Below are 9,691 nucleotides of genomic sequence, written 5' to 3'. Positions count from 1 at the left end.
TATCGGGCTACAACATCGGAATTGGAGATCTTCATTGGATGAAAGAAGAGCTATTTGTAGCGGAGCAATATTACAAGCTCAGCGATCAATACGCCAACAATAATCATCGGGCCAATTATTCATTAGGCGCGTTGGCTCGGCAGCAAGATGATCCAGTACTTAATGCTTACTATTTTCAGGAAGCTTTACAAAAAAAGCCCAGTGCGCTTGCTTACGCAAATTCAGGGGCCGCCTACGCAAGCACCAATCAGTATTTTGACGCGCTATTTACTCTGAAAGAAGGAGTAGCTACTTTTCCAGGTAATGCTTATTTAGAAAATAATCTGGCGATGTTATACGGAAAAACCGATGTGTTAGACTCGGCGCTATTTTGGTTAGATAAATCCTCAACTTACGCTACTACTCAATTAGCCGCAGAAGCCAATACTTTGGGACTTGTTGGTCAGCAGAGAGCCCAATTAGATGTTTCTACTGATTCTTTGGTGATGGAATTTACCACTACGCAAGATTATCCACCTACTCGCATCAATCTTTTATTATTGCAAGGACAGTTACCTTCTGACTCAAATAGCTTTCAAACTATCCCAAAACTACCTACCGACTCGGTACTCGATGCTTCCTCTTTTGCTCAACTAAAGAATTATTTACTGCAAGCTTCTTCGGTAGATACCACACTACTACAAGATGTTCAAGCTTTAAGTGATTTTGCTGTGAATTTTCCGTATACCGAAGATTTGATTTTATCTCTGGCAGTGGCTCAGTATCAGCAAAATAAAGTAGTAGATGCCCTCCGAAAACTTGATCGGTTACAATCGGTAAACGTTTTTAAGCGAAATTACTATCTTAATATTATCGGATTATGGGCACTGGAACAGAAAACTCCCCGCGTGGCAACTCAGTATTTTGCTCAGTTAGCAGAACAAAATTATCAGGATGCCCGGCTCAAGTTTGCAGTTAGCCTTACCGAATCACTTCCTGCACCTGATGTTTCTTTAGCGGTAGTTCAGCAAGCTTGGCAAGATGTACTTCAAGATTCTACTCAGTCTGCGTTTTGGGACATGGCAAACCAACAACTGCGGATTCTATCTACCCCGTTTGCTCAAATGCAAAACGACATTGAGCGATATCAATGGATCCGTTACCGAGGGCAGGAATTAACAAAACAGCAAATACAATTAGCATTTGAATCATTTGAAGACTTAAGCTACGCTGCTGTTGCCGCTTACGATTTGCTTCTCAGTAATAGAAGTGCTTACTCAGAAGTGCTTACCCCTATTATTCAAGATTTACGCGAAAATGAATCATCGCTAAATTATCAAGGAACCATCTATCTAGAATGGGCTTGGGCACTGGCTACAATTTCTAACGACCATGTTGCTGATTGGAATAAACGGATTAATATGTTGGTGCCACTCACGAAGCAACAGCAGTATCAAAAGCAGTTTTGGCAAGCGTTGCTAGCTCAATCATTTGGCGACGATGATAAAGCTCACCAACTTTTCTCTTCCTTACTAGGCAATCCATTTTTTGAGCCAGGGTTGATTGGAGCATTACACTACTTTTATAGTGATCAGCCCGAAACAGTTTATCACTATTTTCTAGATGCGATTCAAACGAATCCCTATTCATCCACGCTTTTAGAAGAATATATTTTGTCGGCAGTCCGAGTTGGCTTAGAAAATTATGCGGAAGAAAGTTTAGCTGATTTGAAAAAGCTTTCCACTGCTCAACAGTACCAACAGTTTGAGCAACACTACCAGCAGGTTAAAGATGAACAGTCGGTTGCTTTTTAATACTATTTCCGACAAATTGACTCGCCGTTTATTAATCTAACCTACTGATGATTTCATGAAAATATATACCAAAACCGGTGACAAAGGTGAGACTTCACTATACGGAGGAAATCGGGTATCTAAAGCTGATCTACGGATAGAAGCTATTGGCACAGTCGATGAGTTAAACGCTCAAATTGGGCTACTTCGAGATCAGTCGGTTAATGCTACTCGCCAAGATAAATTTCAATGGATACAAGATAATCTGTTTGTCGTGGGAGCCATAATAGCGAGTGAACCTGATAAAAAGGGAGTTCCGAAATTATCTGAAGACAGTACCACGTGGTTAGAGCATGAGATTGACCAAATGGATAGTGAGCTTTCGCCGATGCGATTCTTTATTTTGCCGGGTGGCCATCCGGTAGTTTCGCAGGCCCATATTGCCCGCTGTGTATGCCGACGCGCCGAACGTTGCGTAGTCCGCCTATTTGAAAATGACTCAGTAGATCCTAAGTTAATCACTTTTCTAAACCGCCTTTCTGACTACTTATTTGTGTTAGCTAGGTATCTGGGTAAAGAATTAGAGGTAGAGGAAATTCCCTGGAAACCTAATAATACTTAATTTAAGATTATAAGCGTATTTTATTGATATGCAGTATTTTAGCTTGTATGAATTGAATCAAAAGATTAAATCTGCTCTATCGGTAGAGTTAGAGCCAAAGTATTGGGTAGTGGCTGAAATCGGTGAGATGCGGGTTGGTCAGAACGGACACTGCTATTTAGATTTGGTAGAAAAGAACGATAATTATCTGTATGCGAAAATCCGAGCGACTATTTGGTGTAATACTTTCCGAGGACTAGGTGGCTGGTTTGAATCGATCACTGGGGAAGCACTACGACCCGGCTTGAAAGTTTTAGCTCAAGTAGAGGTTAGTTTTCACCACCTGTACGGACTTAGCCTGAATGTAAAAGATATAGATGCTCAGTATACTTTGGGTGAGCGGGCATTAAAGCGACAGGAAGTTATCAACCAGTTGGTAGAAGACGGGGTATTTGATATGAACAAGGGGCTAACTCTTACCAAAACCCCGCAAAAGCTGGCTATTATTAGCTCACCCACTGCCGCGGGATTAGGTGATTTTATGAATCAGCTTCAGGAGAACCGGTTCGGTTATAGTTTTACCGCTGATCTATTTAAAGCCAAGATGCAAGGAAATGAGGCAGCCGACAGCATCATCCAAGCACTGCACCGCATTTTCGGACTTGCTAGTCAGGATACACCTAGTAGTTACGACTGTGTAGTTATAATACGGGGAGGAGGAGCGCAAGTGGATCTTGACTGTTTCGATAGTTACGATTTAGCTGCCCACGTAGCGCAGTTTCCCATACCAGTAATCACCGGAATTGGGCATGAGCGAGACGAAACAGTAATTGATCTAGTCGCTCACACCCGTAAGAAAACACCTACCGCCGTAGCTGAATTTCTCATCGAGCAGCTTTACTCTTTTGAGGTAAAGTTAGATGAGCAGACTCGAGCTCTTGCTCAGTTAGCCGGAAGCATAGTCGCTGAACAAGACTATCGCCTGGAAAAAATAGCGTCAACCCTTAGACTATCAGTTATATCTCGCTTGCTCAATCAAAAACATTCGCTAAACCGAGTGAGCGACCTGCTAAAAAATAATTTATCCTCTTTGCTCGCTCGGCAGTTAGAACAAGTAAGCCAGATGAGTAATCGTCTGGAGCAAGGCACTCGTAACTCTCTACAAGCACAAAACAATCAGTTAGAAGCAACCGAAAAGCTGATGAATTTAGTCCACCCGGATGCTATTTTAGGGCGAGGATTTAGTATCACCCACATTGATGGAGTTCCTATCCAGTCTGCCGACCAACTAAAAGTAGGAAGTGAACTAACCACCAAAACGCATCAGGCAGTTTACCTTAGTAGTTTAAAAAAAGTGATCCAAGTAGAAAATGCCGAAAAAGAAGCCAGCGACACCTAGGAGTTATCAAGTTGCGATGCAGGAGTTGCAAGAAATCGTTGATGCGGTAGAGAACCAAGAACTCGATGTAGATACTCTGTCAGAGAAAGTGAAGTATGCACTTGAGTTAGTACAGTTTTGTAAAGACCGGCTCCGATCAACTGAGGACACCATCAATCAAGCTTTCGGTGATGACTAATTCATATCTCATACAATAGCGAGATTATTATAGCGTTCAATTCGATAATAACTAGCCTAAACTGCCCTACATATGAAATACAAACCTGCTAATAACCGTCATCGATTATCATTCTTCTCTCACGAACCTAAGTTTTCTACCTGGATCATTCTCGGATCGCTCGTATTACTTACAGTTGTATTGCTTTATATGAGTTGTGATTATCAAACCCCGGTTTCTGAGTTATTTTGTAATCATGCTGATAAGAAAGTCAAAGTCAGCAAAATTATCAATTTCAAAGAAGTGTTGAGCTTAATTACCAACGAATTAGGGCTGATGCCCAAGTAAAACCACTTCCGAAAGCAGCTAAACAGATCAAATCGTTTTCCTTAATCTTACCCTGCTCCCAAGCTTCGCTCATCGCAATAGGAATAGAGGCTGCGGTGGTATTACCGTACCGCTGAATATTATTAAATACTTGGCTATCATCTAGTCCTAAAAGTTTTTGCACCATCTGGCTAATTCTCAAGTTCGCTTGGTGAGGAATTAGTAAATCTATATCAGTAGGCTGAAGATTATTAGCTGCTAAAGCTTCATTAATTACTTCAGGAAAGCGAGTTGAGGCATGCTTAAAAACGTGATTACCATTCATTACCGGAAAAATTGTTCCTTCTTCAATCATCTTAGCCTGAGTACGAGGAATAGCCCGAGAGCTTCCGGGATCTAGTACCGCTAGTTCTTCAGCATATTTTCCTTCCGAGTGTAGGTGAGTAGACAGAATACCGCGATTTGGCTCATCGGTAGCTTGAAGTACTACTGCGCCCGCTCCATCGCCAAAAAGCACAGATACTCCTCGTCCCCGAGTAGTCATATCCAAGCCACTGCTGTGAATTTCTGACCCAATCACCAGTACAGTATTATACATTCCGGTTTTTATGAACTGATCGGCAATAGATAAACCGTAAACAAACCCAGTGCATTGCGTACGAACATCGAGGGCGCCAATGGTTGGCACATCTAGCTCTCGTTGTACTAATACTCCAGAACCAGGAAAATCATAGTCAGGGCTTAGGGTAGCAAATACTATAAAATCCACATCTTGAGGAGTAAGTCCAGCGTTTTTCAATGCCATGCGGGCTGCGCGGGTTCCCATATTAGCGGTAGTATCTGTACCTAGCTTAAAGAAACGTCGTTCACGAATACCAGTTCGTTCTTGTATCCATTCATCAGAAGTATCCATTATTTCGGCTAGGTCATCATTAGTGACAACTTTTTCAGGTAGGTAACGTCCTACGCCAACGATTCTTGAATTTCTCATAATGGATGTAATGTTATGGTTGTTGATTATACTCCTACCGATAATTTGGAATACTACTTAGAAGTTGTTAAGAAAGTGATTCTTCTAGTTTAAGCACAAAGTTTAATAATTCACGACCATCAGTATTATGTAGTGCATCATCAGCAGCTCGTTCTGGGTGAGGCATAAGGCCCATTACATTCTTCCCTCGGTTAGTCACGCCAGCAATACTGTTAATAGAGCCATTGTAGTTGCTAGCATTATCAATCTCGCCGTATTGATTAACGTAGTGAAACATAATTTGCTCTTGATCTTCCATCGATTTAAGTTCGTCATTGGACGCATAAAACCTGCCTTCAGCATGAGCTATTGGGATTTTATAGGTACGATTAGGATCAAGCGCAGCGGTCAACATTGTAGTATTAGTAGCTGCCTTGATGTAAATATTCTTACAAATAAACTTCTGATTGATATTGGGCAAAAGAACACCAGGTAGCAAACGAGCTTCAGTAAGGATCTGAAAGCCATTGCATATACCCAGCACGTAGCCACCCCGATTCGCATGCTTAATTACGGAATCCATAATAGGGGAGAATCGGGCAATTGCTCCCGCTCGGAGATAATCACCGTATGAGAAACCACCGGGTACTACTAGTAGATCACAGTTTTCTGTACTAGCATTTTTGTGCCAAAGTTTGACAGTAGATTTATGGAGAATATGCTTGAAAACGTAGTAAATGTCCTCATCGCAATTGGAGCCGGGAAAAACTATGATCCCTATTTTCATATAATTCGAGATTTTGCTAAAGATCAAAGTTAATTAAATAGAGTTTCTTTAACTAAAAGAGTAGCTTTTTGATATTAGAATTCTTAAAACGGGTGCGACAATTAAAAAAAGATGATTAGTTTAATTTAATAATTCATGTAATGAAAATGATGCTTAGAATTATAATTATTATTATATTAATTATAAATTTGTTTAAACAAAATTAGCAGAGACATGAGGTGTGTTGTATTAGTTGTTTCTTTATTTTTCAGTTCTGTATCATACGCGCAGTACCTATCCGGTAGCTGGCAGTACCAACTTCAAAACCATGTAATAGACTTTCAGTCATGTAATGGTAATAATAATCAGAATGTAAAATGTTTTCAGCAAATAGGAAAAGCTCTACATTCGCTATATAAAATGAGTGACTTTTATAGCAAAGATAAAAACCGCTACATGACAGTGAGCGAGATTAATAATTATCTAGAGAACGATACCCGGTGGAAACTACTAGGTAAAGGATACGATCAAGACGTTCTGGAGCAAGCTCAGAATTTGGCCAATAAAAAGAGAGCCGTTGTAGCTATATATCTTAATGAAGAGCGACTAGGACAATTAGCCTATATTCTGCCCGGAGATATGACTAATTCTGGCTCATGGGGACTAAAAGTACCAAATTCGGGTGCGTTTAATGCCAGCGCACCCGAAAAATCGTATACCGGTAAAGGATTATCATATTCTTTTCCACGGCGACTTATAGCCAAAGTGCACATTTACACGCGCGAGATATAAACGCATTAGATAGCCTGAGCATTATAAAACTGATAGTGAACGTAGGCTTTGTTGGTTTTAAGAATGCGTAGAATGTGTAGCCACAGCCGCTCATAAGGGACCACCTCCATTTCAGTCTCTAAGTCTACAGGAATTTTGGTATCCGTAAGCTTCTGATAATAAAGTGTGCCTTTTTCCTGAATAAGATCAAAATCGAACTCTTTCTCGATGACAATTTCCAGTAGACGAATAAATACACTGCTTCGGTAATTATTTCTCTTATCTAAGTGCGGCGATTTATATTCGGTTATCCGTTTTACACCATCTTTAAACCCTTGAATATTGCCTTTACGAAGCAAGAACATGCACTGAATTGTATGGTAGGCAATATTCAAATATTCGTGATCTTTAAAGAAATCAGGACGTTGATCTAAGAATTCTTCTAAGTTGAATCCCCAACTTAGAATTTTAGCTTCATTGAAGAAGATTAGATTCACCCGGTACATAGCCCATCGCTCCTTTACATCTTCAGGTTGATTATTAAAATTCTTATTGGTCCGTACTTTGCGAAATATTTTTGTCGCTTCTTTATATTGTTCAGCTTTGAACAGTAGTAAGATGTAATATTCCATAAACGTAAACCAATCATCGTGGCTAGGCTTAAATAAAGCTTGCTTACGCATAGCGTACGGAATACCTTCTATAACTTCTTCAGTATAAATATATGCGTAGAGCTTGGTGAATACAATGTGCTTTTGATTAAGGTTAACCTTAATTTCACTGTTGGGTCGATTTAGATATTTTTCTTCTAAATGGGTACATAGTTCTAACGATTTATCGTAATCCCAATTGAGGTGATAGTATAGTATAGAAAGTTTGTGACCGATAATTTTTATAGATTCACTTTCTACTCGCTCAGCAATATGGTAGATCTGACTAATTGTATTGGGAATAGAATCTAATACTCTTTTTTGAGCGCTTACCGATTTGTGAATATGGACAAGAGTATCATAATATAAATCTTCACTAGCCTGAAATGCTCGGTATTTCAACCGATACTTCGCCAGTTCTTCTCTAACCTCCATAAATGGAGTTATTTTGCCTTGACGAGAGTGATAGTTTTTAACAAGCTCTAAAGCTGGAACTAGAATATCGTATAATTCAAACTCGGTTGTAGTGCGAATAAGAGCTGGAAGAACCTTTTGAGCGATTTCATCAGCGTCTTCGGTTGACAGAATTTTTGACTGAAGAAGAGTGTGCTCACTGTTGTAGCGGGATTGCTGAAAAAGAGTATAGCTATCTTTCTCGTAATCCAGAAAGAAGAGGTGATTAAGAAGCTTTTGTTTGAGCCGTGACTTCGCATTCCGATAGTTGCGATTACCAGGATCAGAACTAAAAAGCTTCTCTGAAGCTTCGGTATCAGATTGGAAAGTATCATTAATGATACCTTGATAAAGTAGATTATCCTTGGATGTCTCTTTTTTTCTAAAATTGAAGTTTACAAGTTGTAAGCTTCGTTGTCCTTTCTTACGGATTATCCTAATAAGATCATGTAGTTCATGCATAGTTTAAAGTACTTTTTAATAAACGACCTTTTAAAAGTACAAAAAAATTTAGTTATCTAAAATAACCTTACACAATTTATTTTGCCTATTATCACTATTAAAGTTCTAATAATGTGCTAAATCGGCGATTTAGACGCTAAAAAACTTATTTTTATTAATAAATATTACATGAGTAATTTCGAAGAATGTCGAATTAACATTCTCGGGCTAAAGTAAATGTATTGATAATGACGAATTAAGTTAAAAGCAAAATAAAGGTAGGAATGTAGTTAGTAATAGCAAAATAGGTAACCTTCTTTGGTAGAAAGTTAAAAAATGTACTCTTTGTTAGGGGCTTAAAATTAACAGAAAAGCCCTTATCAACGAAAAATTAACCCTACATTAAATTATTTGAATAAATTTTCTGTTGCTTCGCAAAGAGTTATTCTCCCCCTTTTAAACGATGAATAATATCCATAGCAGAACGTGAGCGCTCCGTAAGGAGATTATAATTGTTTTCTTTAATAATATCTTTTGTAATTAGCTGAGACCCCATACCTACGCAGGCGGCTCCGGCTTTAATCCAAGCACTGAGGTTCTCCTCGGTAGGAGATACACCGCCAGTTGGCATAATACTCGTCCAAGGGCTAGGACCAGCTACTCCTTTGATAAATTCTGGACCGCCAACTTGAGTAGCTGGAAATATTTTAACAATATCAGCTCCTAACTCTTCGGCATAAGAAATTTCTGAAAGAGAGCCGCAACCAGGCGACCAAGAGATTTTGCGTCGGTTGCACACTTTAGCCATATCGGTACTTAAAATAGGGGATACAATAAAGTTACTTCCTAACTGAATATACAAAGAAGCAGTACCAGCATCTACTATAGAACCTACTCCAAGAATCATTTCGGGTACAGTTTGTTCTGCGTATTTATTAAGTTCTCCGAATACCTCGTGGGCGTAATCTCCCCGATTAGTAAATTCAAATACTCGAATACCGCCATCGTAGCAAGCTTTTAGAACTTGTTTAGCAACTTCAATATCTTTGTGGAAAAACACCGGAACAATGCCAGTTTCGTGCATCTTGCTAAGAACTTGAATGCGAGTAAATCGTGCCATATGATTGATGATATATGATTGATGAGATGATTAGTTGACGAGAGCTTGAGGCGCGAAGCATCACTTATCTACTTCTTGCAGCCCAACTCGAACTTCTAGCTTGGCCCTCGGGCCCTACTATATTTCAAATAGCCTGGCGCCTCATTTAGATATCTTATATTAATAACTGATGTTTCGCTCATCGCAAATTAGGATAAACAATAAAAATTAACTAGTGGCCAAGTTCGTGGCTTTGATCTTCTGTAGTTCGTCCCAGGCAGCTTG

General features: G+C 39.5%; 9 protein-coding genes and 1 pseudogene. 6 read left to right on the top strand and 4 right to left on the bottom strand.

The genetic code is table 11. The features are described from left to right. The 5 genes and pseudogenes from WBA23_RS00985 to WBA23_RS00965 form a co-directional block, all read left to right on the top strand. Positions 1–1,793: pseudogene (locus tag WBA23_RS00985) on the top strand (hypothetical protein); the annotation flags it as partial. Between the two features lie 55 nt (positions 1,794–1,848). Further along, the gene (locus WBA23_RS00980; protein WP_424580362.1) at positions 1,849–2,394 is read left to right on the top strand and encodes a cob(I)yrinic acid a,c-diamide adenosyltransferase; all 546 of its coding nucleotides are present in this window, start codon (positions 1,849–1,851) and stop codon (positions 2,392–2,394) included. A 28-nt stretch (positions 2,395–2,422) separates the two neighbouring features. Further along, a complete protein-coding gene (gene xseA / locus WBA23_RS00975; RefSeq protein ID WP_424580361.1) occupies positions 2,423–3,772 on the top strand; it encodes an exodeoxyribonuclease VII large subunit in 1,350 nt (449 codons plus the stop codon). Next, positions 3,744–3,950 carry an exodeoxyribonuclease VII small subunit gene (xseB, locus tag WBA23_RS00970; RefSeq protein WP_424580360.1) on the top strand — a complete coding sequence of 69 codons (207 nt, stop codon included), beginning with the start codon at positions 3,744–3,746 and terminating at the stop codon, positions 3,948–3,950. Before xseA ends, xseB begins: the two co-directional genes overlap by 29 nt. A 72-nt stretch (positions 3,951–4,022) precedes the next feature. After that, the gene (locus WBA23_RS00965; protein ID WP_424580359.1) at positions 4,023–4,277 is read left to right on the top strand and encodes a hypothetical protein; all 255 of its coding nucleotides are present in this window, start codon (positions 4,023–4,025) and stop codon (positions 4,275–4,277) included. Here the strand turns inward: WBA23_RS00965 and WBA23_RS00960 are convergent. Both WBA23_RS00960 and purQ read right to left on the bottom strand, forming a co-directional pair. Then, entirely contained in the window at positions 4,246–5,247 is a 1,002-nt protein-coding gene (locus tag WBA23_RS00960; RefSeq protein WP_424580358.1) for a 3-oxoacyl-ACP synthase III family protein, read from the bottom strand. The two genes, WBA23_RS00965 and WBA23_RS00960, sit on opposite strands and share 32 nt — an antisense overlap. Before the next feature lie 67 nt (positions 5,248–5,314). Next, positions 5,315–6,013, bottom strand: a complete 699-nt coding sequence (gene purQ / locus WBA23_RS00955; RefSeq protein ID WP_424580357.1) for a phosphoribosylformylglycinamidine synthase subunit PurQ — start codon at positions 6,011–6,013, stop codon at positions 5,315–5,317. 399 nt (positions 6,014–6,412) lie between these two features. Here purQ and WBA23_RS00950 point away from each other — a divergent pair, with 399 nt between their 5' ends. Next, on the top strand, positions 6,413–6,784 hold the full coding sequence (locus tag WBA23_RS00950; RefSeq protein ID WP_424580356.1) for a hypothetical protein: 372 nt from the start codon (positions 6,413–6,415) through the stop codon (positions 6,782–6,784). Positions 6,785–6,789: 5 nt separating this feature from the next. Here WBA23_RS00950 and WBA23_RS00945 read toward each other — a convergent pair whose 3' ends face one another. Together WBA23_RS00945 and WBA23_RS00940 are read right to left on the bottom strand one after the other, a co-directional pair. Then, positions 6,790–8,328, bottom strand: a complete 1,539-nt coding sequence (locus WBA23_RS00945; protein WP_424580355.1) for a hypothetical protein — start codon at positions 8,326–8,328, stop codon at positions 6,790–6,792. A gap of 421 nt (positions 8,329–8,749) precedes the next feature. Continuing rightward, on the bottom strand, positions 8,750–9,427 hold the full coding sequence (locus tag WBA23_RS00940; protein ID WP_424580354.1) for a bifunctional 4-hydroxy-2-oxoglutarate aldolase/2-dehydro-3-deoxy-phosphogluconate aldolase: 678 nt from the start codon (positions 9,425–9,427) through the stop codon (positions 8,750–8,752). Positions 9,428–9,691 lie beyond the last annotated feature (264 nt).

The sequence above is a fragment of the Tunicatimonas sp. genome (genome assembly GCF_049647865.1).
In the GTDB taxonomy this organism is placed as follows: domain Bacteria; phylum Bacteroidota; class Bacteroidia; order Cytophagales; family Cyclobacteriaceae; genus Tunicatimonas.
The sequence above is the reverse complement of the archived record's forward strand: the minus strand, read 5'-3'. Positions and strand labels throughout refer to the sequence as shown.